This is a genomic window from Vibrio profundi (assembly GCF_043642225.1).
GTDB lineage: Bacteria > Pseudomonadota > Gammaproteobacteria > Enterobacterales > Vibrionaceae > Vibrio > Vibrio profundi_A.
The window spans coordinates 240,862-266,197 of the sequence record NZ_JBHZSF010000001.1; the positions used below are offsets into that span (position 1 = coordinate 240,862).

Consider the following 25,336-nt stretch of genomic DNA (forward strand, 5'->3'; position numbering starts at 1 on the left):
CAAGCTCACAACAAAAACAAAAGAAGTTAACATTAATAAAACATAATTTTTTACTTATAAAGCAATCACTTATATATGTTTTATAAATTTAAAATCACTTTAATTGAATAAATACTCTATTCAAAATTTCAGAGAATAATCGAGTCATCGTTGAAAAGTCGATCTTAGTACCAGTTTGAATAGCGTTTGAATTTAAATATATTGACAGAGTTCTATAGGTGTTGGATATAGGTCATACCAGTTAATGATATCAGTTATCAATAACTGACTAGCTTCACCATTCCTGTCCCTAATAAATAAGAATTGAACTATGAAAAATATGACGTTTGCTTTGGCTTTATTAATGCCTTTTGCATCAGTTGCCGCAGAAAAAGATATCATGACACCAGAGTCGATCACCTCAGCGCAGATCGCTCAAGCTCAAGGCTCACAAACCTACTCTTATGTTCGATGCTGGTATCGTACTGACGTAAGCCACGACTCCCCTGCTACAGATTGGGAGTGGGCTTTAAAAGACAATGGTGACTATTACACCGTCGATGGTTATTGGTGGTCATCGGTGTCGTTCAAAAACATGTTCTACAGCGATACCCCTCAAGCCGAGATCAAACAACGCTGCGAACAGACCCTTGATGTTCAACACGATGCGGCGGATATAACCTACTTCGCCGCAGATAATCGTTTCTCTTACAACCATTCCATTTGGACCAACGATAACGCGTTCGAGTCTGATTCCATCAATCGAATTGTGGCGTTTGGTGACAGCTTATCTGATACTGGCAACCTCTTTAATGGCTCTCAATGGGTTTTCCCAAACCCGAACTCTTGGTTCCTTGGGCATTTTTCTAATGGCCTAGTTTGGACGGAATACCTAGCCAATGCGAAAAATGTCCCTTTGTATAATTGGGCGGTTGGCGGTGCTGCTGGCACCAATCAATATGTGGCTTTGACTGGTATTTACGACCAAGTCACTTCTTATCTAACCTATATGAAGTTGGCAAAGAATTACCGTCCAGAAAAGACTCTATTCACCCTAGAGTTTGGGCTGAATGACTTTATGAACTACAACCGTGAAGTAGCGGATGTAAAAGCTGACTTTAGCAGCGCTTTGATCCGATTGACCGACTCAGGTGCAAAGAACATTTTGCTGTTCACATTACCTGATGCGACAAAAGCTCCTCAATTTAAGTACTCAACCGAAGCTGAAATCCAAAAAGTACGAGCCAAAATCGTAGAGTTTAATGCGTTCATCAAAGAACAAGCAGACTACTACCAAAGCAAAGGGGAGAATGTGGTTTTATTTGATGCAAGTGCACTGTTTGCTAGCATTACCGATAACCCAGAACAGCATGGCTTTAGAAATGCATCGGATGCTTGCTTGAATATTCAGCGCAGCTCATCAATCGACTACCTATATAGCCATAGTTTAACTAACGACTGCGCAACTTATGGTTCAGACAGCTATGTATTTTGGGGAGTCACGCACCCGACAACCGCAACACATAAATACATCGCTGATAATATCCTAGAACACTCTTTTTCAACGTTTGGCTTTTAGTTAAACATTGAACGATGAAGAAAAACAAAAAACCGCCTCATGGGCGGTTTTTTAAACTTAAACGATACAATTATCGCTTTATTCGTCGTCGGCTTTTGGCGCCACTTTCTTTTTCGGAATGAAAACAGAATCACCAACCGCCACATTTTTGTGGAAGCTCTTATCGCGCTGTACCGGCTTCTTAGCCGCTTTCTTCGCTTGAGGCTTACCTGTTTTCTTCGCCGGACCACCTTTCTTGAAAGCAGGTTTACGAGGCTTCAAGCCTTTAAACTTACCTTTCAGGCCTTCTAAAACAGAGAAGTTCAAATCTTGTTGTAGATACAGCTCAATACGCTTAAAGCTATCCCAGTCTTTAGGGCCAACTAGAGACACAGCATCGCCTTTATTACCCGCTCGGCCAGTACGGCCAACACGGTGCACATACTCTTCAGTATGTTTTGGCATATCAAAGTTAATCACATGGCTTACATTCGGAATATCAATGCCACGTGATGCAACGTCTGTCGTCACCAAGATCTTATAAACCGCTCGTTCGAACTGGCTCATGATCGCGTTACGTTGAGTCTGGTTTAGGTTGCCACTTAATGCGACAGCCTTTAGTTTCTTCTCATTCAGCTTATCTGTTAAACGATCTGTATCCGCACGAGTAGCAGTGAAGATCATCACCTGACGATATTCCGCTTCTTCTAAGATACGATCTAAAAGCGCTTCTTTATGGTCTAAGTGATCACACAGATAGAATTTTTGCGTAATGTCTTTGTGCTCTTCGTTAGACACGCCAATAGAAATGCGTTTTGGAGAATCTTGCATCTCTGCAGCAATGTCGTTTACTTCTGCATGATCTAGCGTTGCAGAGAACATGAGAGTCTGACGACGACGGTGCTTAGCTGCATTAGCAATACGGCGAAGCTCCGGTGCAAAACCTAGATCCAACATACGGTCAGCTTCATCAAGAATTAGCGTGTCAACGCCATCTAAGAAAAGCGAACGATGTTCTAAGTGATCCGCTAGACGACCAGGTGTCGCCACAATAAAACGCGGGTATTTACGCAGTGCTTTTACTTGATCGTTGAAGTTTTCACCACCAACAATCAATGTCGCTTCATAAGACAAACCATTCAACATGCCACGAAGTTCGCCATAAACTTGCTTGGCTAATTCACGCGTCGGAGCCAAAATCACACCACGAGGGTCTCTTGCTGAGAATGCTTTTGTTTTTAGAGCCTTATGCAACATAGGCAGAACAAACGCTAAGGTTTTTCCTGAACCCGTTTTTGATGAAGCCAATAGATCCTTACCGGCAATGGCAACAGGAATGGCTTGCTGTTGGATCTTAGTCGCTTGTTTGAAATCAAAATGTTTCAAGCTTTTAAGTAAGCGATTATCTAGGCCTAAATCTTTAAAGTGCAAAAGGACTCTCCAGTCTTATGATTCTGTATCGAAAATTTTTTAACGTAATATGATAACGCGAAACGCCTTAGAATGGGTAGAGATCACATAAAATTAATCCGTGAATAAAATTTTCACCTATGTCCTCACACCAAAGGCCACCGTTTGTTTCGCATCAACTAAAGCAAACTCTCAACCTTTCCAAGCAAAAATATCTCAGTCAATCTGCAGGTCAAAAATAATAAAGGGCTCAAATGAGCCCTTTATTTCCATATTTGTTTACTCAATTAATGATTGAATTGAGACACCAACTTATCCAACTCAATACATTGATAAGAAAGCTTTTGGAAACTCAAGCGAGTTTCCGAAACCACGTTCACTATTGTATTACTACTGTCAGCAATCGCTTGAACATTCTGCGAGATGTCTTCACTGACTGCACTTTGCTCCTGAGAAGCCGTAGCGATATGCGACACTTGCTCGTTTACATGATTAATCGCGTCCAAGATTTGCGTCAGCGAATCTTTCGCAAGCCCCGCATGATCAATGGTATTAACGCTACTTGCCACACTTGCGCTCATAACAGATACCGCTTTGGTGGCACCACTTTGCAGCTTTTCAATCATCTCTTGAATCTCACCGGTACTGGAAGAGGTGCGACTAGCCAAACTACGTACTTCATCAGCAACCACAGCAAAGCCGCGTCCTTGTTCTCCTGCTCGAGCCGCTTCAATCGCCGCATTTAGCGCGAGCAAATTCGTTTGATCGGCTATCCCTCGGATTACATCGAGAACCGACGCAATTTGTTCTACATCGGAATTTAAAGTGTTAATGACATCGCCAGCTAAATTAATCTCATTCGACAGCTCAGTGATCGAATCAATAGTGGAATTCACCGTGTCATTCGCGATCGTTGTTTGCTCTTGCGCAAGCTTAGTTAAATCAGCCGTCTGCGTCGCACTGCCCGACACCGTATGACTGGTATTCAGCATCTCATGGACGGCAGACGCAACCGCTTCACTATCACGTTGTTGAAGATCCGTTGAACTCGAAATATTAATTGTTAGCTTTTCTAGCGCTTGCACTTCATTTCTAAGGGTTTCAGTTGTACAAATCACGTGATTGATGGTTTTCTCAATTTTAGAGACGAACTCATTAAATGAATTGGACATTGAGCCTAGCTCATCAGTCGAATTGCTCGTCACTCGTTGTCGTAAATCCCCATCACCAGAAGCTATTTGAAAAAGTGCCTCCTTCAATTCACTAATCGGATTTATGATGGTCCGTTGAACAAAAATCAAAAACACAATCGCAAACATCAAAACAATCAATGAGCCAAGTTCAAGGCTGATCTCGCCTTGATTTCTAAGCTTTGCAATATTCTGTTCAGCCTCTGATTTCTTTTCTTCAAGCACGTCTTTAACCCTGTTGAGCTTGTCTCGCATGTCGCCAAATTTTTGCTCAATTTCGACTTGTTTTTTTATAACATGCGAAGCCCATTCCTGTTGTGGATACTCTTTAATAGCTTTGTATTCTGCTAGCCATTGATTGGTTGCATCCACTAATTGCTTTACTTCACGGCTAAACGACTGTGGTAAAAGGTCTTCTGCCAATAGTGCTTTCTGAAACCTCGGCAGCGCTTTATAGGCGTTGTCTTCAAATTCAAAAAGGTGGTGTTCGAACTCCTTTTCGCTTTGAGAAAGTGCAATTCCCTGCATTGCAGACGTTGCTTGGTAAATATCACGGTAACCATCTTCCATCGCTAATAACGCTGGCATCAATTGTTCAGATAGCTGCTCAGAAATATCATTCTGCATCCAAGTTAATCTGATGTTGAGAATACTGCTAGTAGAGGAAATAAGAATTAAAAGAAAGAGAGGCACAATCAACTTGTGCTTAATTGATACACCCTTGAACATGCAAAGAGTCCTAATGAAGTCGTTAGATTACGTAGAGTGCTAACTTAAAAATCAGTTAGCACGCTCACCGTTCATTAGTATCTGCTAATCCACCCCTAATTACAATTAACCATACTGTAAATATGACTTTGCAGGCAAATTAAAATAATCAAAGTTAGCTCTTTAGGAACATTAACGTGAGTTTGTTCAATCGAGTGTCATTTGGAAAGCAAGAGAAACACTTTATGTAATGTATTTTTTGGAGACTAACAGCCAAGTTTACGCAGTCTTAATAATGAGAATAACAATCCTATCAATCTAGCTATTTAAATTATTTGTTGATTTTGTTAGCTATTAACTATGTGCTTCATTTTTTTGTCGCTACAATCATTAATGAAGCGACTATATGCTTAATAATGTATAGCGCATCTATTGATACTAATGATTCAAGGAGTTCTCATGAACAAGACGTTAATCGCAGCTGCAGCATCAGTTTTTCTTCTAGCGGGTTGTGCTTCAGGACCAGACGAAGCGACAATGGCTAAAATGGACGACCTAAATAACCAAATCGCTCAACTAAATAGTGACGTAGCTGCGCTTAAGAGTGAACATGCAAGCGCAGAAATGAAAGCGAAACAAGCTTCAGATGCCGCGATGGCAGCGCAAGAAGAAGCAGCACGAGCAAACGAGCGTATCGATAACATCGCTCAATCGTACACAAAATAATTTAATAATAATTTTGTAAGACCAGCGCCTACTTTTGAGTAGGCGCTGCTATTTCTATAGGGATACCATTCTGCGCAAATATCGCTGCGCGTGCTTTTGTATCAGACAGATCCGCATCTTCTAGCCACCAGCTGAGCTCCATTGGCACCGCAAGAGTTTTCTTTGAACCATCACTTCTTGTTAACGGCTCGTGCGCTTCAATAAAGACACTTCTATCCGGCTCCAACGCCACTTTAATCGGTTCATTGATCACTTTGACTTTTTCACCTTTAGATACTTGTTCAAATAGCCATTCAATGTCTTTTGGCTCCATACGTATACAGCCCGAACTGACGCGTAAACCAATCCCGAATTCTTTGTTGGTACCATGAATAAGATACTCACCGCTACCATAGGCTAATCGAAGTGCGTAGTTACCGAGTGGGTTTTCTGGACCAGCGGGCACCACCGCCGGAAGATCGATGCCTTTTTCCAGATATTCTTTGCGAATGGATTGAGGAGGGGTCCAAGTTGGGTTGGGACGCTTTTGACTGATCTTGGTGACCATTTCAGGCGTATCACGCCCAACTCTGCCAATCCCAACAGGAAAGACGTGAACTTGATTTAACTCCGGCTGGAAATAATACAGCCTAAGCTCAGCGAGATTAATAACAATCCCTTCTCTTTCAGTATGAGGAAGGATCAATTGTGTGGGAATACTAAGTACATACCCTTCTTCAGGAAGAAATGGATCGACGCCTTTATTTGCAGCCATCAAGGACAAAAAGCCAACATCATACTGCTTGGCTATTTCAGCTAATGTCTCACCTTTTTCTACTTCGTGGTGTTGAATACGGCCAATAATTCGGCTGTTATCTTGGGGTAGTTCAAACACAGCAGCATGAGCCGAGCTGACCAGCAAACTGGTGGTCAAAACAGCCATTTTCAAGGCTTTATGAATATGAGTATGTATCAGGTTATTCCGCTTGATGTGCATGAACCGGACTGTCCTTAGCTTCTTTGTATAAAGTTAAGGTTAACGCCCTTTCCGCTTTATGATCAACTATTGGCGAGGGGTAATCTAACATATGCGCGTTTTCCGAGTTCCAAGGTTGGTGCACCCACTTCTTAGGTACATCGTGTAGCGCTGGTATCCAGTGCTTCACAAAGTCTCCTTCGGGATCAAACTTTTCACCTTGGCTTGTTGGATTAAAAATCCTAAAGTACGGCTGACCATCGCACCCTGTAGATGCACACCACTGCCAGCCTCCATTATTAGCCGCATAATCGCCATCAATCAATTTGCTCATGAAGTAAGCTTCACCCCATCGCCAATCAATATGCAGATCTTTCGTTAAAAAACTCGCGACTATCATTCTCAAGCGGTTATGCATCCAGCCTGTCGTGTTGAGCTGTTTCATTGCGGCATCCACAATGGGGTAGCCAGTTTCGCCGCGCTTCCACTTTTCAAACCATTCACTCTGGCCAGGCCAAGTAATATTTGCTTCCCAAGAGACAAAGCCAATCCCTTTTGACAGCTTTGGTTCAAACACAAGTAAATGCTGATAGAACTCTCGCCAAATTAACTCACTGAGCCATGTTTGTTCACCTTCGGTCGGTTCGCCGTTTGATTGGTTGTAGTAAAGACGGGCGATACACTGGCGTACCGACAACGCACCAATGGCAAGGTAGGCCGATAAACGGCTCGTGCTATCTAAGTAAGGGAAATCCCTTTGCGTTTTGTAAGCTTTGACCTCATCCGTGCAAAAAGCTCTCAGTTGTTCAATGATTTGGTGAGAGTTAGTTACCCACCCCTCACTGGAGACTTTGGGATAAGTAAATTCAGTAGACTCGCTCCATACCCACTGCCGAGCCTGTAGAGGAAGCTCTACTTCGGGTAGTAACTGAGGTTTACTGATCATTGGAGGTTGGAAGCGCGCCAACCAAGCCCTTTTAAACGGGGTGAATACCTTAAAGTATTGCCCTTGTTTGTTGAGAATCGATGTCGGAGCAAACACACACTTATCATCAAAGCTCTGAAAGCTTGCTCCCAAATGATTTAAGACACTTGCAACCGATTGATCCCTCTTCTGCTCATTAACTTCATATTCTTTATTCGCAAAAACATGTTCAATACTTAGCTGCGCCGCGAGTTCAGTAAACAGCTGTGGAACATCAGAAAAGTCGTTCACTTCCCTGTACACTAATTGAATATTAAGTAACGCCAATTCCTCAGAAAGATCCGTTAAACGCCGGGCTATCAAATCAGCTTGAATAGGCGCAAGGTGATGCTTGCGCCACTGCTCTGGTGTCGCAATAAATAGCGCCACAGTTGGCTGGCCAGTTTCTGAAGCTCGAATTAAGGCTGTGTTATCAATCGTTCTTAGATCGCGTCGAAACCATACTATATTCATCGTTTATTCACTTAAGTCATGCTGGAAAATGCAACTTACTCAGAACCTCTGAAGTAGTAATTTCTGTTTTCGTTTGGGTAACTAACGCTTTTAGTTTGTCTTGCTGCTTTTGAACCAACGCTTTGTTGGAGAATAAGGTTACACGTTGATATGACTCGAGAACCGACTCATCACCAATCACCGCAAGATCATCCACACCATCAAGTACCGTTACGTTAAAACCTTGCTCTGCTTGGCACACTGCAAATAACCAAGCAGGAACGCTGCCAACGGTATCAAGATTCACAAACAAACATTTTCCTTTTGTGCTCGCTTTACTTTCAACCTCAACAATCATGGTTAACCGTGTCACCATTAGGCTTTGAAACAATGCTTGTTGAATCGTTCTTAGCGGGCCTTTCACTAGCCTCATAGCTTTGATTGCGGGAAGTACAAATTGGTCGCTGACAATATCTAGCGGGTACTCTTTGAAAACGGTTGCAATGATGCTTTCTGCTTGTCCTTTGTTTAAAGCAGCCAGTGAAGAAAGTAAGACATCCACCTCTTCCAATACTAAGTTCGTCGCCTCCGCCACAAGTTCGTTGTCGCTGTCGGATGTTAAAAGCGCTTTTACTTTGCCGATAGAAACACCTTTAGAGAGCCAATCTTGTATCTCATTGATCATTTCTATGTTGGCATCGGTATATAGTCGGTGCCCTTTCTCTGTTCTTTCTGGTTGCACTAACCCATATCGGCGCTGCCATGCACGAAGCGTAACCGGCTTCACACCTGTCATCTCCGACACCTCTCTAATTGCGTACAGTCTTTTTTCTTCCACGTTCTTATAATCCATAACGTAATCTGAGCTCTTCTGGATACGGTTCTAAATATCGTTGTTGTGCCAGATAGCTATCTGGGTACTTCTTCAGATAATGATTAATCAAAGTTAACGGAGCTAGCAAAGGCAATACCCCGACACGATAGTCGTCAATTAACTTAGATAGCTCTTGTTTTTCTACTTGATCCAGCGCTCGCTTAAAGTAGCCCTGAATGTGCATCAAAGTGTTAGTGTTATTCTTGCGTGTGGCTTTATGGGAAATCGCTTCCATCAATGCGAGGCGATATAACTGAAAGAACTCTTGAGGTTCATATTGCTTAACGTTAGCCACCAATTTACCCATTTTTTTATACGATTCTGGGTGGTGCGCCATTAGCGTGAGCTTATAGCGAGAATGAAACGCCACAATTTTCCCTGGACTTGGCGCATCCTCCATAGAGTCGTAAAAATCTTTTAGGCAATAGACTCGGGCAATAAAATTTTCTTTTAGAACAGGATCATTCAAGCGTCCATCTTCTTCTATTGGCAACCAAGGCATCGCCTTTTGAAGCTCCTGAGTGTATAGACCCACACCAGATTTAGTCGCTTGGCTATGTGCATAGATCTTTACTCTCTCCATCCCGCAAGTTGGAGACTTGGCACACACAATGTATCCGCATAACTCCTTGTTTATAAGCTCTTTAGCCTTATCTCGAGAGTAACTCAGCATTTGCTCCGTGTAATCTTTAGTTGGATCTTTTGTTTCCACCAACGCTATCCGCTCTTCATTGCTGATCAAGCGAATCGTCGGACGCGGGACTGACATGCCAATCCCTACTTCAGGGCAGATGGGAATTAAAGAAAACACTTTGGTGAGTTCTTTTGTCACGAAGTTGCTCTGCTTGTGGCCGGAATCAAAACGAACCTTTTCCCCTACAACACAAGCGCTCACGCCAACTCTGATTTCATGCTCTTTCATAGTACACACCCGTTATACAAATTTTTACCTTGTATAAGAAATAGCGCATACACCACCATTGTACAAGTTTTATTTATGTACAAGATAAAAACAAACGATTGGCAAAACGATTGCCATACAACTTTCAACAGATTTAGTTATAAAGTCGAGCTACTCTTAAGATGTCGAGCCAATTTGTGACAAAGCTCTCAAGGAAGGGTTATTTATCTCGCTAATATTGCCTCAACAGAAACAAACAGATTCAACAGAATTGGTAATTTACCTCCTGTTCGGTAAATAACTCTAAAACTTTGGAGAAGTACAATGGCAACCCCTCACATTAATGCACAACCTGGTGATTTCGCTGAAACAGTCCTAATGCCTGGTGACCCGCTTCGCGCAAAATACATCGCAGAAACTTTCCTAGATGACGTGAAGCAAGTTTGTGATGTTCGCAACATGTTCGGTTACACAGGCACATACAAAGGCAAAAAAGTCTCTGTAATGGGCCACGGCATGGGTATCCCATCTTGCTGTATCTACGTACACGAGCTAATCGCTGAATACGGCGTGAAAAACGTAATTCGTGTAGGTAGCTGTGGCGCAGTTCGTGACGACGTGAAACTAATGGACGTTGTGATCGGCATGGGTGCTTCAACTGACTCTAAAGTTAACCGTATTCGTTTCAACGACCACGACTTCGCTGCTATCGCTGATTTCGGTCTTCTAGAAGAAGCTGTAAATCAAGCTCGTACTCAAGAAGTACCAGTAAAAGTAGGTAACGTATTCTCTGCAGACCTTTTCTACACTCCTGAAGCAGACATCTTCGAGAAGATGGAAAAACTAGGCATTCTAGGTGTAGACATGGAAGCAGCTGGTATCTACGGCGTTGCTGCTGACTTAGGCGCTAAAGCACTGACTATTCTGACGGTTTCAGATCACATCATCCGTGGTGAGAAACTAAGCTCAGAAGAGCGTCAAAAGTCGTTCAACGACATGATGAAAGTAGCACTAGAAACCGCTATCAACATCTAATTACGTTGAAACGCAGTACTTTGCAGCCAAGTTCGCTTGGCTGCCCAGATAATCCCGAGGGGGCGATCGTGTCTAACGGCGAACTGCCAAAAGATGCAGATGGTTTACAACTCAACTTTTGTAAAACATTGGCGTGTGACAACTTTGGATTGAGCGATGCAAAACGTTACGTTTTGCAACATGCGAACCCTAAGCGTCCGGCGATGGTTTGTCGTGAATGTGGAGCTTTCCCCCCCTTACTTAACAACCGTGAAGTGTTAAACGAACTCCATCGTTTAAGACAACTTCACAGTGATGGGCTTCCAGCTTGTCGAAATGACGACTGTGATAATTTTGGCCTGTCCGTTCATACCCATAAACACCTCTACCATGCTTTTGGTTTCAGTGGTGACAGGCAGCGCTATCGCTGCAAGCAGTGCCAGTCCACTTTTGTAGACAAGTGGTCGGGTTCGAATAAAAAACTTCAATTCCAAGAAAACCTCATGGGCTTATTGTTCATGGGTTATTCCGTACGTGAAATTTGCCGTAAGCTCGAAATCAACCCGAAAACCTTCTATGACCATGTTGAGCATATTGCCAGCCGTTGTCGCAGAAAGTTAGCGATGATCGACGCAAGATGGGTGAATCACGCCGAGCACTATCAGTTCGCTTCCCACTACCAATTGTTGCAACCGAACAGCAATAACGGCGTGCTATGGATTGCTACCGGTGAAGCTCACTCTGGTTACATTCTGTGCCAACATGTCAATTATTCAGGTAATGAAGAGCCTCAAGGGCAAACGGATCATAACCCGTACGATGAAGTGTCTCGCTTTGTCTCCCGTGAACACTCTGCAGAAGCAAACTTAGAAACACCACCACCTTCAGACAAATTGCGTGAGCGAATTGAGCAAAAATACCAAACCATTTTAGCTCGTGGTAACGTCGAAGACCCTATGGGGAATCTAACCTCATTTACTTACCCGTCAAAAGGGGCATTAGTTCGACCACCTTACACTTCCTATGCACACTTCCTGCATGTTCTGGACATGTGCGAGCAAGATAAACATGTCTCTATTTATATGCCACAGGACCCATTACTTCGTTCTGCCGCATTGAGCGTTTGTTTGCCGCGAATTCAAAGCCAAAATATTGACTTAATGTACGTAGAAGAAGATGAAGGCTGGAATTCAGAGCAACCTTTTGAAAAAGTCGATATCGTACACATGAGTTGGTGGCGAGATCGCTGGGCGATCGCAAACCAAGGAAGTACTAGAAAAGGAATATGCTACCTAGCAGGCGATAAATCGTCGCCAAAGCAATGGTTTAACCAAGCTTCCATCAAGCAAACCGAATTCTACCAACAGCGTTTTCAGGTTCTATTTAATAGCTTTATTAACGAACCGAGAAGAAAACTTCGCCCAGGTGGAATCCTACCTCTATTGGATATTTTCCGTGCTTGGCACAATCTGTGCTACCAAGATAAGCAAGGATTCACACCAGCTCAGCGCTTAGGGGTAACGGAAACACCTCTAACACTGAAGCAGCTTCTGTCTTAGCCAATACACGCTTATTCCTGTCTTTGATATTTATAAGTTCTGCTAATCAAAAGCCAGAATGTGAATTCGTACTATATAATTAACAAATAAATACGAACTCTGTACGTTACTGTGATAATAAATAGTGCTTATCCCAGATCTCACACTTATAATGATTGTGTTATCAATATGTTCGGTAATCATGGAAATACGAATTGGACAAAAACCAATACCTTCTCGAAACAGAATTGGAGCAACTTCAGAGCCGCGTAGACTCTGAGCCCCAAGCCGTCTTAGAAATCGCTCAGCAATGTTTGTCCCGTGCTGAGCAGGTCCTGTTCGAAGAAGGGGCGATTCAAGCCTTAATGATCATGTCCAAGGCATGTTGGGGCATAATGGATTATCGAAAAGGCCTCAAGTACATTAAAGAGGCACACACTAGGCAGAATCGCCTAGATACCGATAACTTCCTTCCTGAAATCCTTCACCTCCACGCGCTTCAATTCTGGGGCCAAGCCAAGTACTACTCAGCTCAACAATTTTGGATCAATGCACTCGAACAGTCAGCCTTGGTTGAAGAAGTCGAAATTCAAATCGAATGTTTGGTTGGGCTAGGCAATATTTGGCGAATTACCCACGAATATAAACTGGCGTGTTCCACTCACCGATTAGCCGTAAAAGTTGCCAACAATACGCGCATCAATTGGCTAGAAGGGAAGGCTCGAATTCTATTAGCTTGGGATTACTACCTACTTCAGAATTACGTGGAAATGTTGTCGGTATTGGATGGCGCAGAAGAAGTCTTAGAAGGGCACAGTGATAAGACCTGGCAAGCCGAAGTATGGGATTTCCGAGGGTTAGCGTTACTCGGTTTAGAACGCTTAGACGACGCTGAAAAAGCCACCGAAAAAGCCCATAGCTTAGCTGTGGAGCACGATTTAACTTGGATGAAGGCACACTCATTCATCAGCCGTGCGCGTTTGGAGCTACTAAGAAAAAATCCAAATGAAGCCTCAGAGCTGCTATCCCTTGCAGAGCAATCCGCCGGAACCTTTGATAACGGTGAATTACTTAGCCAAATTTGCTTCCAGCAGTCACTCGTTGCTGAAGAAAACCATGACTTTGAAGGTGCTTTAGTTGCTTTCAAAAAGTATCGTAAATACTCAACTGAAATGCTTCGAGAGCAAACCACTCGTGTCGGTCTCGATAAGGCGCGCAGCTCCAAGCGACAATTAGAACAACGCGCAAGAAAACTGATCAATCGAATTCGTGGACAACACGAGTACGACCCAGAAAAACATTTCTCCCATGTGGTTTCAGAAACCTATTGGTGGGAACAAATGGTGTTATACAAAACGGAGCTTAAGCGCTCAAACCATAGCATCATCATGTTTCAGCACCCGGATCCTAGTTACCTTGAAGTCTGTACTGAAATTGCGCACACCTTTTGTAATCAAAACGACCTTATATCCCGCTTGAGTTCAGAGCGTGTCGCCCTGATGCTGGCGGAAAAAGGTGATGCGGCAAACGAAATCTTCCAGACCTTAAAAACCATGTTAGACATTTATCCATGGAAACGACGAGGTCTAAAAGGGCAAAAGCCAACCATCTCGCTCAACGACATTTTAACTTTTCCTTTTACGCTTGAGCAGTTGGAAGAAACCCAGAACCTAAAAATGAAAAAGGTAAACAAAGATGGAAGCGCTGCTAAATAAAATTACTGATGCGGGTTTGGATCCTTCGTCGGTATCTGGCGAAGAAGCGATCATCTTTTGGAACCACATCCGCCAACACATTTCGACGACCCCTAAAGAACGCGCGCACTGCTACATCATCAGTGCCGAGTACCGAGCGGAATTAAAACAAAATCAAATTAGTCTCGACGAGTTGCGTCTTGCACTCGACTTACTTACCTTGCCGGAAGATGTTGAAGACATCCTCACCGTCCGTTGCAGCCTTAGTGAACGTTTAGTCGAGGTTGGGGACTACACCGCCGCTCTTCACGAGTTTGTTGTTTCATCGACCATCGCAGTCGAGCATGGTTATATCGACGAATACGTACTCGCTATTTTAGGTATGGGCAATCTATGTGACGCTTATGGTGATCACAATCGAGCACTCCGTTATTACCAGAAAATCGACAGTATAGATCACGCGATCAGTAGCCGTTCATTACGCCTTCGATACAAGCTGCATACCGTCGCTAGCTTAATCTACTTAAATCGAATCTCTGCTGCGAGCGACCTACTTCGTGAGTGCGAAGAACTCAGTATTTTGGTGAGCGACAAGCACCTCACCGCTCAAATTTTACTTTACCAAGCGAAGATTTTGCGCGCTCAAAAAGAGTACCACGATGCATTGTTATGTCTCGCTCGGGTCCAATATAGCGCGGGTAACACCCAAGCTAGTTGGCTAACCACCATGATCCGATTAGAGCTTGCCCATTGCCTCAATATTATCGGCAAACAGCAAATTGCCAGCATGATTCTGGAAAGCACCAATAAACGTATCAAACTGTATTCCTCTCCGGTTCTAGCGAAACGCTTTTATGACTCACTCAGCGACGTATGCATGAGCCAAGGCAAGTTCCAAGAAGCTTTAGCCTATGAAAAGAAAGGCTATCGCATTGAAACGGATTTGATGAAGCAAATTCCAATCAGTGAATTAGGGGCAAGCCAGCTCCGCCGTATCTCGCGCTTCGAACTTCAGCTGAAACTCATTTTGTCTGAACAAGAAAACAAAGAGCTCAAAGAAACCACTGAACAGCACAAAAATACCGTAGCTCAGCTTCAACAAGATGTGTTTACCGACCCTCTTACAAGCCTGCATAACCGCCGTTGGCTCGACGTTAAGCTGAAAGACCTGCTGCTCCACGAAACCCCTTTTGCTCTCATGGTTGTCGACATCGATCACTTTAAGTCAATTAACGATGAACTGAGCCACTTAGTGGGTGATAAAGCCATCGTCAGCGTGTCTCATGAACTGGCTTCTTATTTCAAATTCCGTGGCGCTTCTTGTGTTCGATTCGGTGGTGAAGAGTTCTTAGTCATTCTAGAAAACGCTGACCTACCCAAAGCCGAGCTTCATGCCGAGAATTACCGTGATCGTATTTATCAATATGGTTGGCGAGAAATTTTAGGCGAACGAGGTTTAACCGTGAGTATTGGCATTACCTTGCATCGTGAAGGAGAGAACACTCAGCGTACTTTCTATCGTGCTGACAAAGCTTTATACCGAGCTAAAGCCAACGGCCGAAACCAAGTTTGTACTGAGTAGGGTGCCCCTGCTCAGTCACCATTCACTTTCTCTCGATAAACGGATGAGAACCTATAAGAAGAAGAGAGAAATACCGCCTACCGCAACGATTGTCCCAAGTAAACTTTGCATAGAAACCTTCTCACCTTTCAGCGCATATATAACCAAGATAAACACAGGGCTAGTCGCAATTAAGGTTTGAGCGATCGCTGGGTTCGCATGCTTCAGCGCTACTTGTTGCAACCATAAGGCGAGAAACGTTCCCACAAATATCGCGCCCAATAGCCATGTTTTATCAATCGTCGTCATGGCTTTCAAATTCGAACTCATGGAAGAAAAAGGTTTTTTCTCAACAAACGGAATCAAAACCATCACGGCCATGACCCCAATACTCAGGCGAATTAATGCGCCGAGCAAAGGCGGGATATCGCCAGCCACCAGCGCATAATGGGAAATCACCACACCCGACGCCTGACACACGCTCGCCACTAAACCAAACCCGATCCCACTCCACGCAGTTTTCTGCCCTGAGTTCGACGGTTGGAACACCACAAAAGTGACGGCGAGCGTAGTAATGATAACACCTAACCAACTCTGCAACGTCAATGCCGCGCCAAGAAACATCAACGCCAGCACTCCAGATAATGGAGGAGCCAGTGATTCCAATAACAAGGTTTTGTTCGCACCAATTCGTTTCAACGCAGCAAAATACGCGCTATCACCGATCGCAATCCCAATAACACCTGAGAATGCCAAAATCCAAAAGTGATTCTGGCTCATCTCAAATTCAGGCATTGGCAAAAAAGGCATAACCACCAACATCATCATCGAGGCGACAATACCTTTAACAATATTGAGTTGAAGCGCTGAGAAGCGATGTCCAAATTGCCCATATATCCAAGTGGCGAACGCCCACACTATAGCTGCACCAATCGCAGCGATTTCGCCCATATAAGCCATATTTACTTCCCTGTTAATAAAACCGTCGAACCGACAATATGTGCGCTGATGAAAAGTTCAGCGAATGAAAAACGGCCTTCGACCAACCTCACACATACTGAAAAAAATATTCGATTTTAGTGCCCCAAATTATTTTTATAACAAATACTTACACCATAGCGTAAGATATCAATATCCCATTTTTAACATTAACAAGGAACTGTTATGTTTTTAGACTACTTTGCACTGGGGCTTCTCGTCTTTGTTGCACTCGTTATTTTCTACGGCATCATCGTTATTCATGATATTCCTTATGAAATTGCTAAAGAACGTAATCACCCTCATCAAGATGCCATCCACGTTTCCGGTTGGGTGAGCTTATTTACTCTACATGCCATCTGGCCGTTTCTTTGGATTTGGGCAACGCTATGGCGAGAAGATCGCGGCTGGGGTTTTGCAAAACTAGAGGAAGAACAGCATGACATTCACCATCGAGTCGATAAGCTGATCGATCAAGTTGAAACACTGCAAAGAGAAGTCGTGCGCTTAGAACAAGTGAAAGCCGACACCCCACTAGAAGACACGGAGGTCAAATAATGGATTTACTACTGATAATGACCTACGCGGCATTATGTATCACCATTTTCAAAGTATTTAACATCCCCCTCAATAAATGGAGTGTTCCTACCGCTGTTTTAGGTGGTGTAGTTCTAATTGGTACTTTGATTCTATTAATGAACTACAACCATCCATTCACTCAAATCGGTAATCAAGTCTACTCAACAACTCCAATCGTCTCTGGCGTCAGAGGGCGAGTAATTGAAGTACCCGTAGAGCCTAATCAGCCGTTGGTGAAAGGAGAAGTACTATTTAAAATAGACCCGATCCCATTTGAAGCTGAAGTTGCTAAGTTAAAAGCCAAAGTGAAAGAAGCAAGCCAAGGCGCCTTAGGTTTAGATTCAATTGTTAGTGAGGCGGAAGCGGCTAAAATCAAAGCTATCGCAGAGCGGGACAAAGCGAAGCGCGAGTTTAATCGTTACCAACGTGGCTACGATAAAGGCGCGTTCACGGAACAACAACTCGACACTCGTCGCCAAGCTTATAAAGCAACAGAAGCGGCATTGAAAGTGGCTGAAGAGAAACAGCAACAAGCGCAAATTTCACTTAACTCTGAAATTGGTGGCGAAAACACTGCAGTTGCGAGCCTATTAGCCGATTTACGTAAAGCCGAATTCAACTTGGAACAAACGGTGGTTCGCGCTCCTACTGATGGTTACGTGACTCAATTAGCATTAAGACCCGGTGTGATGGCCGTTCCGCTACCATTTGCTCCTGTAATGACGTTTGTTCACACTGAAGATAAGATCTATACCGCTGCGTTCAGACAAAACTCGCTACAACGCCTACAACCAGGATATGAAGCGGAGTTCTTGTTCCGTGCCCTACCAGGTAAAGTGTTCAAGGGTGAAGTAGTTGAAGTGATTCCAGCCATCGGTGAGAGCCAATTCCAAGCTCGAGGTACATTATTAGGAACTGAAGCGCTGCGAACCAATGGTCGTGTGCTAGTCACTTTAAAGATCAACGATGATTTATCTGACTTCCACTTACCACAGGGCACAGCGGTAGAAGTAGCGGTGTATTCAGATAGTTTCACTCACGTCTCAATCATGCGTAAAGTCCTTATTAGAATGAAGAGTTGGCAAAACTTCCTATACCTAGACCACTAATCTTTCACTCTATAACAGAGTAGAAACATTCTTAAAAGCCAGTCGCGACGACTGGCTTTTTTTTTACAACGGACTCCTTTAAGTCATTCATTCCGCTGCGTTCTCTACATCAAGATACTGTCTGGTATTCATGACACATGGAGTATTTAGACATCCAGACACATAACTTTCCTTAATGATCAGTTCTACTGTATAATTCGCGCCTTATTTTTGTTATTTGCCTAAAAAACACTCTTAATAAGCATTTTACTAATAATGGCGAATAACACTGGGTCTATATTCCTGTTCTTTAAAAGACATTATCTTTCAGTACTTGAGGTTATTTATGAATCTTTCAGCCAAAACGGTCGTTGTTATCGCGATCGGTGCAGCTCTTTATGGTATCGGTGGTTTACCAATGTTTGGTGTACCTGTATTCGCCAATACAACACTTAAGCCAGCAATGGCTGTACTTGCTTTGTTCTCAGTACTGTTTGGTCCTTTGGTAGGTTTTTTAGTTGGCTTTATTGGCCACTGGGTAACGGATCTTTTCGCAGGTTGGGGCGTATGGCTAACATGGGTTTTAGGTTCAGGTATCGTAGGTTTAGTAATGGGCTTTTTCCCGGCGATGACAAAACGTCGCCTAGAACAGGGAGAGCTACCAATGAAAGACTTCATGCTCTTTGTTTTACTGGCCCTTGCCGGTAATGTTTTTGGTTACGGTTGTTCTGCTTTCTTAGATACTATCCTTTACGCAGAACCGTTCACCAAAGTATTCACACAGCTTTCTATCATTGCCGCAGGTAATACAGTGCTTATCGCAGTAGTGGGTTTCTTAATTTTGAAATCTGTTGCAAAGCGCAATAAGCAAAGCCGAAACCTAACTGAGGCATAAGCATTTAATGACCATTGAATTTTCGAACTTCTCTTTTAGATATGAGTCGCTGGATAAACCGACGTTAAAGAATATCGATCTAAGGATAGAGAAAGGAGAGAAAATCGTCATTATTGGCCCAAGCGGAAGTGGTAAATCAACACTTGGGCAATGTCTCAACGGATTGATCCCTCATGCTATTAAAGGTGAGGTTTCTGGCAAACTTGAGCTTAACGAGCACAACGCCTCGACGTTGGACATGCATAAGTTTACCGAACAAGTCGGCACCGTATTACAAGATACCGACAGCCAATTTGTCGGCTTGAGCATAGGCGAAGACATTGCCTTTGCTTTAGAAAATCAGCTGATGTCCAACCTTGATATGTACCCGCTTGTTAAGTCGACAGCAAAAATGGTCGACTTAGAAGAGATGCTCGAACGCTCTCCGCATGACCTTTCCGGCGGCCAAAAACAGCGAGTATCGCTCGCAGGTATTTTGGTCGATGATGTCGACACTTTGTTGTTCGATGAGCCGTTAGCTAGCCTAGATCCAATGACGGGCAAAGCCACTATCGAAATCATTGATCAGCTTCATCAAGAAACCGGTAAAACCATCATCATCATTGAACATCGGCTCGAAGATGTCTTACACCGAGATGTCGACCGAATTATTCTGATGGAAAAAGGCGAGATTGTCGCAGATACCACGCCAAACGCTTTGCTTGCTTCTGACCTTTTAGAAGTTCACGGTATTCGCGAGCCTTTGTACCTGTCGACCTTAAAAGCTGCCCAAGCGCCAATAGACAGCAATGACCAACTGGCGAAATTCGAGCAACTTAATTTTGAAAAATACAAACCGAGCGTCAAAACGTGGTTTGATTCCATGCCGGCACGCCACCAAATCGAAACTACGTCGACTTTACTTGACGTAAAAGGGCTGACCTACTCTTATGACGGCGAAAAGAATGCGCTAGAAGACGTCACTTTTAGTGTCGGCAAAGGTGAGTTTGTTTCGATTCTTGGTAAGAACGGTTCTGGTAAATCCACCATTACCAAACTGGTCATGGGTGTATTAGAGCAGGACTCTGGAAGCATTCACTTAGAAGGCGTAGACCTCAGCACTTTATCTATCTTTGAGCGTAGCCAAAAGGTTGGGGTGGTAATGCAAAACCCAAATCACATGATTTCACATCATATGATTTTTGACGAGGTAGCTTTTGGCCTGCGTAACCGAGGGCTAGAAGAGTCCGCAATCACTGAAAAAGTTGGATCCGTTCTTGAGTTGTGCGGCTTAAGTAAATTCCGTCACTGGCCTATCGAAGCATTAAGCTACGGACAAAAAAAGCGAGTGACTATCGCATCAATCTTAGTTCTAGAGCCTCAACTTCTTATTCTCGATGAACCTACAGCTGGTCAAGATTATCGCAACTACACCTCGATGCTTGGATTTATTCAGAAGCTAAACCGAGAATTAGGCATCACTGTAGTAATAATTTCCCATGATATGCATTTAGTGCTGGAGTACACAACCCGATCCATTGTGATAGCGGATAGTAAGCTGATTGCTAACGCCCCAATGACCGACGTGTTTTGCCAGCCAGATCTTTTGGAAAAGGCAAATCTGTCTACTACTAGCTTGCTTGAATTAGCGATAAAAATGCAAATAAACCAACCAAACCTGTTTATGCAACACTTCATTAATCACGAGAGCCAAACTACCCCAGTAGGCCTATCATGAATGCCTCTAAAGTAAAATTTGGCATCAGCTATATCGATACTAAATCGCCGCTGCACGCACTCAATGGTATTACCAAGTTTGCTCTGTTTCTTGCTTGGGTGACCGTCGTGCTGACAACGTTTGATCTTCGCCAAATCATAGTATTGATAGCGACAGGGCTACTGTTGCTACGTATGACCAAAGTACCATTTCGAGTGTATAAGCCACTGCTCATCGGCACGGCCAGCGTGCTGACGCTAAATGCGCTCTTTATGTACCTGCTCGCGCCCACTCAAGGGCAACAGCTCATTGGTAGTGAACATATACTTTTAACACTTCCGGGCAATTACTCGCTCAGCCAAGAGACTTTGTTTTATTTGGTCACGGTCACCCTCAAGTATTTCAGCATGTTCCCTATTGCTTTGGTGTTTGTATTCACCACGCACCCAACAGAGTTTGCTGCGAGCTTAAATCGATTGGGTGTGCCTTATAAGATTGCGTATGCCGTTAGCCTAACCCTACGTTACTTGCCAGAAGTAAAAAAAGACTTCGTTAATATCATGCACGCTCAACAAGCGAGAGGCGTAGATCTCTCCAAAAAAGCGCCTTTATTCAAACGCATGAAAAATGTGGCTAAGGTTCTCGGGCCGCTGATATTTTCAAGTTTAGATAGAGCCGATGAGATTTCTAATGCTATGACACTGAGAGGGTTTGGTCGTCACCAATCACGTACATGGTTTAGCCAATCTCCTCTAAAAAAAGCGGACATCGTGGCACTTTCGTTGATTGGGGTTATTGTAATTTTGGCGGTGCTTAAGCGACTCTACGAAACGCAGTTATTCTGGTATCCATTGTAAACTATCTATTTCATATGCCGCTGGTCTCAGCGGCATACTTCTATTTCCTGCCCACCTCAACGTCAGAATATGTACTAAACTTTTGCTTTAAAGGCTCATTCGTTTCCTAACGAGGTGTACATGACGAAACTCCACAGTAAAACGACGCATTCGTCTCTGTTTGGTTCGAAGGGAATATCGTCATTTCTGGGTGCCCTTACTCTTTTGGTTTTCAGTCATCTAACACCAGCCCAAGCTGAAACCGCTTTAACTCAATTCGTTGATGCGTTTCCAAATTCCACCTTATCGGCTCAAAAGCGGCAGCAAGAACTAGAGTGGTTCAGAAACGCAGCCAAGCCCTACAAAGGCATGAAAGTCACCGTTATTTCTGAAGATATTCCAACCCATAGATACGAAGCCTCTCAACTGGCTCGGCAGTTTACTCAACTCACTGGCATTCAAGTCATTCATGAAATTGTTGGGGAAGATGATCTCGTTAAACGCCTACAACTGCAGATGACCACAGGCGTCAACATCTACGACGCCTATGTGAATGACTCAGACTTCATTGGCACCCATATCCGCAGTCAAAAAGTAGTGCCGATTTCCCACTATATTCTCCGAGAGTGGAAATCACTGACGCTCCCCACTCTCGAAATTAATGATTTTATTGGCTTGGAATTTGTTAAAGATTCAGATGGCGTAGTCTATCAACTTCCATCTCAACAGTTTGCCAACTTGTATTGGTATCGACATGACTGGTTCAGTCGAAGCGATATTCAAGCCAAGTTTGAAAAGCGATACGGCTATCCGCTGGCGGTACCGCAGAATTGGTCGGCGTACGAAGATATCGCGAAATTCTTTACAGAAGATGTGAAAGAAATCGATGGAGAAAGAATTTGGGGGCACTTCGATTACGGGAAGTATGAGCCCTCTTTAGGCTGGCGAATTTCTGATTCTTGGCTGAGTTTAGCCGGGGTGAATGATGTCGGTTTACCAAGCGGGCTGCCAGTTGGCGATTGGGGCATCCGTGCCGAAGAGTGTATGCCGGTAGGCGCTAGTGTTGCGCGAGGTGGGGCTCTCAACAGTCCAGCAGCTGTTTACTCGCTTGAAAAATACAAATATTGGCTCAACACTTATGCGCCACCTGAAGCCAAATCGCTGACATTTAGAACCGCGGCAGATTGGTTGGCACAAGGAAAAGTTGCGCAACAGATATTCTGGTACAGCGCATTTATCCCAGTCATGAATGCACCCAATTCAAAAGTCGTCGACGAAAACGGCGAACCTCTATGGCGCTTAGCCCCCTCTCCAAGAGGGCGCTATTGGAAGCCGGGAATGAAGTCTGGATACCAAGACGTTGGCTCTTGGACATTCCTGAAATCCACGCCTCAAAAGCAGCAAGAAGCGGCTTGGCTTTACGCTCAATTCACAGTTTCTAAAACGGTTTCTTTCGATAAACTGCTCAACGGATTTACGCCCATTCGCTACTCTGATATTGAATCAAAACGCTTCAGTGAGCTCTCGTCTCAACTTGGGGGGTTGGTTGAATTTTATCAAAGCGACGCAAAACATAGTTGGACACCGTCAGGAGTAAACATCCCCGACTATTCGACAATGGCCGCCATGTGGTGGAAGCATATAGGAGAATACCTGTATTCAGACATCGACGCGCAAACCGTATTAAACAAACTGTCTTTCCGATTTGATTCCCATTTAGAGAACCTGCGCTACAACCCTGATTTATTGTGCCGCCCTCGGTTGTCCATCGCTGAACCAACAAATACTTGGCTAAATCGCCCAGGTTCACCCTGGCCTAAAAACCCTGTTCAACCGCAAGGTATCACCCTGCCATTGTCTGAGGTCTATGAAGTATGGAATTCAAAAAAATAGTCTGTCTTTTAGGGCTATGCTTTAGCTTCCAGCTTTCGGCTGGTGATATTCGTATTGTCACTTTCTACGCGCCCCCATTCGTAAACAATGAGTCTAACCCTGATCTTGGGACGACCTATCAAATCATCATAGATGCATTCAACCGTGCCAATTTAACGTATGACGTTGAATTCAGCCCTAAAAGCCGAGCTTTAAAGTCCGCCAAACTTAAGCAGAATGTCTGTACTTTCCCAGTCGCGCGCTCTCAAACATTAGAAGCGGATTTCATTTGGGTCGGTCCGATCGCAATCAGTCAGTACGCGCTTTATCATAATGATCCGAAACCTACGACGCTGTTTACTGTGTCCGACGCAAAACCCTATAAGATCGTTTCCTATGAAGGATATAGCATCTCCAATGATCTAAGAGCGCAAGGGTTCAATATCCAACTCACAGAAGGGTTAGACGAAGGGATCAAAATGCTTCAACGCCAGTCGGTCGATTACTGGTTATCAGATACACGTACCGCCGACACACTGGCTAACTCATTAGAAGTAAAACTAACAGACACCCCCTTTGTCTTCCTGACCGACATTAAATACCTTGCGTGCAATAAGAAAATCACACCACTGATGGTTGCCCGGCTGCAATCTGAAATCAGCGCAATGATCACCAGTGGTGAAGTGAATATTTCGTTTCGATAGTTAGCGATATTTAGAAAGGAAATTGAAAGCCTAATGATAATTCAATCACTTCACTTTCTTGATAATCAAACGGCTTAGAAGCGATCGAAAAGTTCATATAGCGGTGTTGAAACTCTAGCCCTAATGCTTCCTGTTCTGGGTACAATTTTATTCCCCATACACTCCCTGAGAATTGATACTGATAACCGACATGGAGTAGTGTTGCGCCGTAAGCATGAAACCCCTTTAAGTACGCCAAGTGTTGAGGTTCGAATTGATAGCTCAAGGCCATTTGATATTTGGTTGGCAAGCGCTGTTTAAAGTCTTCATTCCCTTCGTAACCGGTAATCGTTGGTTCAATTTTGACTTTTCCATCAACCACTTTACTCGTAGATGTCGTCGCATTCGCGTCGGTATAAGGTGACTCATCCCATAATATCTCGCTGAATACATCTTGAACATAAAGTGACGCATACCATGAATCACTCATCGCCCAGTCGAGCCCCAAGTCAAATGTGTAGCCATACAAACTTTTTGGTGCATCAACTTGCCTGTCAAACAACTCGTCTTCACTGTACGTATACGACAAGTCTAGCTCCCCGGTGTAGCACTCCAAACCATCACCACAGCTCCCTGTTAATTCTGCGTAACCATTGGCTTCTCCATCCATCAACTCCTTCGCCTTTAAATAGGCACTAGCGACATAAAAATTGACCTTCTCAAACTGGTGCATATAGGCGAGCCGTATCCCTTCGGTATTAATATGGCTGGTTTTCAATGACAAATTATAGGTACGGTTGGGATCAATAAGTGTTCCGTTCACCGTCGTACCATACAACTCCATCGCATCTTCTGAGTAATCTAGAAACCACTCATACCGATAAAATAACGACAACGCAAAGCCTTGATATTGTGCGGAAATCGAAAACTCATCATAGGTAAAAGCGTTTTCACCGGGCTGATAATCCGACTCGTTACCTTTGACAAAATCATATACTGAATTGTTTTCTGTGTAAGACAGTGACGATATTTGGGTATTCACCTGCCAATCAGAAGAGGGGTTAACACTAATAGGAAGCAGGCTAAGTGTGGTTAGAGCAAAAGAAGACAACATGAATTAGTAACTTTCCTTCCATGGAAAAAAAGCAGAGAAGACAAGCTTCTCTGCTATAAGGTTCACCAAA

At 43.7% G+C, this 25,336-nt stretch carries 21 protein-coding genes; 13 read left to right on the forward strand and 8 right to left on the reverse strand.

What is annotated here, in order from left to right:
* The first annotated feature begins 310 nt into the window (after positions 1-310).
* Positions 311-1,558, forward strand: coding sequence for an SGNH/GDSL hydrolase family protein (locus ACHUFI_RS01155; RefSeq protein ID WP_394246299.1), 1,248 nt, complete (start codon positions 311-313; stop codon positions 1,556-1,558).
* Between the two features lie 78 nt (positions 1,559-1,636).
* Here ACHUFI_RS01155 and ACHUFI_RS01160 read toward each other — a convergent pair whose 3' ends face one another.
* Positions 1,637-2,968 carry a DEAD/DEAH box helicase gene (locus ACHUFI_RS01160; RefSeq protein ID WP_394246301.1) on the reverse strand — a complete coding sequence of 444 codons (1,332 nt, stop codon included), beginning with the start codon at positions 2,966-2,968 and terminating at the stop codon, positions 1,637-1,639.
* Positions 2,969-3,234: 266 nt separating this feature from the next.
* Positions 3,235-4,866, reverse strand: coding sequence for a methyl-accepting chemotaxis protein (locus ACHUFI_RS01165; protein WP_394246303.1), 1,632 nt, complete (start codon positions 4,864-4,866; stop codon positions 3,235-3,237).
* 438 nt (positions 4,867-5,304) lie between these two features.
* Between ACHUFI_RS01165 and ACHUFI_RS01170 the strand changes: the two genes are divergently transcribed.
* Positions 5,305-5,571, forward strand: coding sequence for an Lpp/OprI family alanine-zipper lipoprotein (locus ACHUFI_RS01170; RefSeq protein WP_394246304.1), 267 nt, complete (start codon positions 5,305-5,307; stop codon positions 5,569-5,571).
* 28 nt (positions 5,572-5,599) lie between these two features.
* Here the strand turns inward: ACHUFI_RS01170 and ACHUFI_RS01175 are convergent, their stop codons facing one another.
* The 4 genes from ACHUFI_RS01175 to ACHUFI_RS01190 are packed head-to-tail and all read right to left on the reverse strand — an operon-like array spanning position 5,600 to position 9,739.
* Entirely contained in the window at positions 5,600-6,493 is an 894-nt protein-coding gene (locus ACHUFI_RS01175; RefSeq protein WP_394246305.1) for a L,D-transpeptidase family protein, read from the reverse strand.
* A 34-nt stretch (positions 6,494-6,527) separates the two neighbouring features.
* Positions 6,528-7,964, reverse strand: a complete 1,437-nt coding sequence (gene phrB / locus ACHUFI_RS01180; protein WP_394246307.1) for a deoxyribodipyrimidine photo-lyase — start codon at positions 7,962-7,964, stop codon at positions 6,528-6,530.
* A gap of 16 nt (positions 7,965-7,980) precedes the next feature.
* Positions 7,981-8,796, reverse strand: coding sequence for a MerR family transcriptional regulator (locus ACHUFI_RS01185; protein WP_394246308.1), 816 nt, complete (start codon positions 8,794-8,796; stop codon positions 7,981-7,983).
* A complete protein-coding gene (locus tag ACHUFI_RS01190; RefSeq protein WP_394246310.1) occupies positions 8,786-9,739 on the reverse strand; it encodes a YbgA family protein in 954 nt (317 codons plus the stop codon). Before ACHUFI_RS01190 ends, ACHUFI_RS01185 begins: the two co-directional genes overlap by 11 nt.
* Positions 9,740-10,042: 303 nt before the next feature.
* Between ACHUFI_RS01190 and deoD the strand changes: the two genes are divergently transcribed.
* From deoD to ACHUFI_RS01210, 4 genes are all read left to right on the forward strand, one after another.
* Positions 10,043-10,753, forward strand: coding sequence for a purine-nucleoside phosphorylase (deoD, locus tag ACHUFI_RS01195; RefSeq protein ID WP_069668414.1), 711 nt, complete (start codon positions 10,043-10,045; stop codon positions 10,751-10,753).
* Between the two features lie 68 nt (positions 10,754-10,821).
* On the forward strand, positions 10,822-12,291 hold the full coding sequence (locus ACHUFI_RS01200; RefSeq protein WP_394246311.1) for a lactate dehydrogenase: 1,470 nt from the start codon (positions 10,822-10,824) through the stop codon (positions 12,289-12,291).
* Positions 12,292-12,485: 194 nt separating this feature from the next.
* Positions 12,486-13,985, forward strand: a complete 1,500-nt coding sequence (locus ACHUFI_RS01205; protein ID WP_394246313.1) for a hypothetical protein — start codon at positions 12,486-12,488, stop codon at positions 13,983-13,985.
* Positions 13,966-15,546 carry a GGDEF domain-containing protein gene (locus ACHUFI_RS01210; RefSeq protein WP_394246314.1) on the forward strand — a complete coding sequence of 527 codons (1,581 nt, stop codon included), beginning with the start codon at positions 13,966-13,968 and terminating at the stop codon, positions 15,544-15,546. The genes ACHUFI_RS01205 and ACHUFI_RS01210 overlap by 20 nt, the downstream gene beginning before the upstream one ends.
* 51 nt (positions 15,547-15,597) lie before the next feature.
* On the opposite strand, the gene ACHUFI_RS01215 is transcribed toward ACHUFI_RS01210, so the two are convergent.
* Positions 15,598-16,485: a DMT family transporter gene (locus ACHUFI_RS01215; protein WP_394246315.1), complete on the reverse strand. Its 888-nt coding sequence runs from the start codon at positions 16,483-16,485 to the stop codon at positions 15,598-15,600.
* Positions 16,486-16,689: 204 nt separating this feature from the next.
* Between ACHUFI_RS01215 and ACHUFI_RS01220 the strand changes: the two genes are divergently transcribed.
* The 7 genes from ACHUFI_RS01220 (at position 16,690) to ACHUFI_RS01250 (ending at position 24,173) form a co-directional block, all read left to right on the forward strand.
* Complete coding sequence (locus tag ACHUFI_RS01220) at positions 16,690-17,061, forward strand: DUF3302 domain-containing protein (protein ID WP_394246317.1); 372 nt, start codon at positions 16,690-16,692, stop codon at positions 17,059-17,061.
* Positions 17,061-18,191 carry an HlyD family secretion protein gene (locus tag ACHUFI_RS01225; protein ID WP_394246319.1) on the forward strand — a complete coding sequence of 377 codons (1,131 nt, stop codon included), beginning with the start codon at positions 17,061-17,063 and terminating at the stop codon, positions 18,189-18,191. Before ACHUFI_RS01220 ends, ACHUFI_RS01225 begins: the two co-directional genes overlap by 1 nt.
* A gap of 325 nt (positions 18,192-18,516) precedes the next feature.
* Positions 18,517-19,065 carry an ECF-type riboflavin transporter substrate-binding protein gene (locus ACHUFI_RS01230; protein ID WP_394246321.1) on the forward strand — a complete coding sequence of 183 codons (549 nt, stop codon included), beginning with the start codon at positions 18,517-18,519 and terminating at the stop codon, positions 19,063-19,065.
* A 7-nt stretch (positions 19,066-19,072) separates the two neighbouring features.
* Positions 19,073-20,782 carry an ABC transporter ATP-binding protein gene (locus ACHUFI_RS01235; RefSeq protein ID WP_394246322.1) on the forward strand — a complete coding sequence of 570 codons (1,710 nt, stop codon included), beginning with the start codon at positions 19,073-19,075 and terminating at the stop codon, positions 20,780-20,782.
* Positions 20,779-21,618 (forward strand): energy-coupling factor transporter transmembrane component T family protein, encoded by an 840-nt coding sequence (locus ACHUFI_RS01240; RefSeq protein WP_394246323.1) that lies wholly within the window; start codon positions 20,779-20,781, stop codon positions 21,616-21,618. Before ACHUFI_RS01235 ends, ACHUFI_RS01240 begins: the two co-directional genes overlap by 4 nt.
* A 120-nt stretch (positions 21,619-21,738) precedes the next feature.
* On the forward strand, positions 21,739-23,490 hold the full coding sequence (locus tag ACHUFI_RS01245) for an ABC transporter substrate-binding protein (protein ID WP_394246325.1): 1,752 nt from the start codon (positions 21,739-21,741) through the stop codon (positions 23,488-23,490).
* Positions 23,472-24,173, forward strand: a complete 702-nt coding sequence (locus tag ACHUFI_RS01250) for a hypothetical protein (protein WP_394246327.1) — start codon at positions 23,472-23,474, stop codon at positions 24,171-24,173. The genes ACHUFI_RS01245 and ACHUFI_RS01250 overlap by 19 nt, the downstream gene beginning before the upstream one ends.
* Before the next feature lie 10 nt (positions 24,174-24,183).
* Here the strand turns inward: ACHUFI_RS01250 and ACHUFI_RS01255 are convergent, their stop codons facing one another.
* On the reverse strand, positions 24,184-25,266 hold the full coding sequence (locus ACHUFI_RS01255; RefSeq protein WP_394246329.1) for a hypothetical protein: 1,083 nt from the start codon (positions 25,264-25,266) through the stop codon (positions 24,184-24,186).
* Positions 25,267-25,336 lie beyond the last annotated feature (70 nt).

What these genes read in the sequence shown, in the direction of transcription:
- ACHUFI_RS01155 (WP_394246299.1), top strand. Translation starts at nt 311, where the DNA reads ATGAAAAATATGACGTTTGCTTTGGCTTTATTAATGCCTTTTGCATCA.
- ACHUFI_RS01165 (WP_394246303.1), bottom strand. Translation starts at nt 4,866, where the DNA reads ATGTTCAAGGGTGTATCAATTAAGCACAAGTTGATTGTGCCTCTCTTT.
- ACHUFI_RS01170 (WP_394246304.1), top strand. Translation starts at nt 5,305, where the DNA reads ATGAACAAGACGTTAATCGCAGCTGCAGCATCAGTTTTTCTTCTAGCG.
- ACHUFI_RS01175 (WP_394246305.1), bottom strand. Translation starts at nt 6,493, where the DNA reads ATGGCTGTTTTGACCACCAGTTTGCTGGTCAGCTCGGCTCATGCTGCT.
- phrB (WP_394246307.1), bottom strand. Translation starts at nt 7,964, where the DNA reads ATGAATATAGTATGGTTTCGACGCGATCTAAGAACGATTGATAACACA.
- ACHUFI_RS01185 (WP_394246308.1), bottom strand. Translation starts at nt 8,796, where the DNA reads ATGGATTATAAGAACGTGGAAGAAAAAAGACTGTACGCAATTAGAGAG.
- ACHUFI_RS01190 (WP_394246310.1), bottom strand. Translation starts at nt 9,739, where the DNA reads ATGAAAGAGCATGAAATCAGAGTTGGCGTGAGCGCTTGTGTTGTAGGG.
- deoD (WP_069668414.1), top strand. Translation starts at nt 10,043, where the DNA reads ATGGCAACCCCTCACATTAATGCACAACCTGGTGATTTCGCTGAAACA.
- ACHUFI_RS01210 (WP_394246314.1), top strand. Translation starts at nt 13,966, where the DNA reads ATGGAAGCGCTGCTAAATAAAATTACTGATGCGGGTTTGGATCCTTCG.
- ACHUFI_RS01215 (WP_394246315.1), bottom strand. Translation starts at nt 16,485, where the DNA reads ATGGCTTATATGGGCGAAATCGCTGCGATTGGTGCAGCTATAGTGTGG.
- ACHUFI_RS01220 (WP_394246317.1), top strand. Translation starts at nt 16,690, where the DNA reads ATGTTTTTAGACTACTTTGCACTGGGGCTTCTCGTCTTTGTTGCACTC.
- ACHUFI_RS01225 (WP_394246319.1), top strand. Translation starts at nt 17,061, where the DNA reads ATGGATTTACTACTGATAATGACCTACGCGGCATTATGTATCACCATT.
- ACHUFI_RS01230 (WP_394246321.1), top strand. Translation starts at nt 18,517, where the DNA reads ATGAATCTTTCAGCCAAAACGGTCGTTGTTATCGCGATCGGTGCAGCT.
- ACHUFI_RS01235 (WP_394246322.1), top strand. Translation starts at nt 19,073, where the DNA reads ATGACCATTGAATTTTCGAACTTCTCTTTTAGATATGAGTCGCTGGAT.
- ACHUFI_RS01240 (WP_394246323.1), top strand. Translation starts at nt 20,779, where the DNA reads ATGAATGCCTCTAAAGTAAAATTTGGCATCAGCTATATCGATACTAAA.
- ACHUFI_RS01245 (WP_394246325.1), top strand. Translation starts at nt 21,739, where the DNA reads ATGACGAAACTCCACAGTAAAACGACGCATTCGTCTCTGTTTGGTTCG.
- ACHUFI_RS01250 (WP_394246327.1), top strand. Translation starts at nt 23,472, where the DNA reads ATGGAATTCAAAAAAATAGTCTGTCTTTTAGGGCTATGCTTTAGCTTC.
- ACHUFI_RS01255 (WP_394246329.1), bottom strand. Translation starts at nt 25,266, where the DNA reads ATGTTGTCTTCTTTTGCTCTAACCACACTTAGCCTGCTTCCTATTAGT.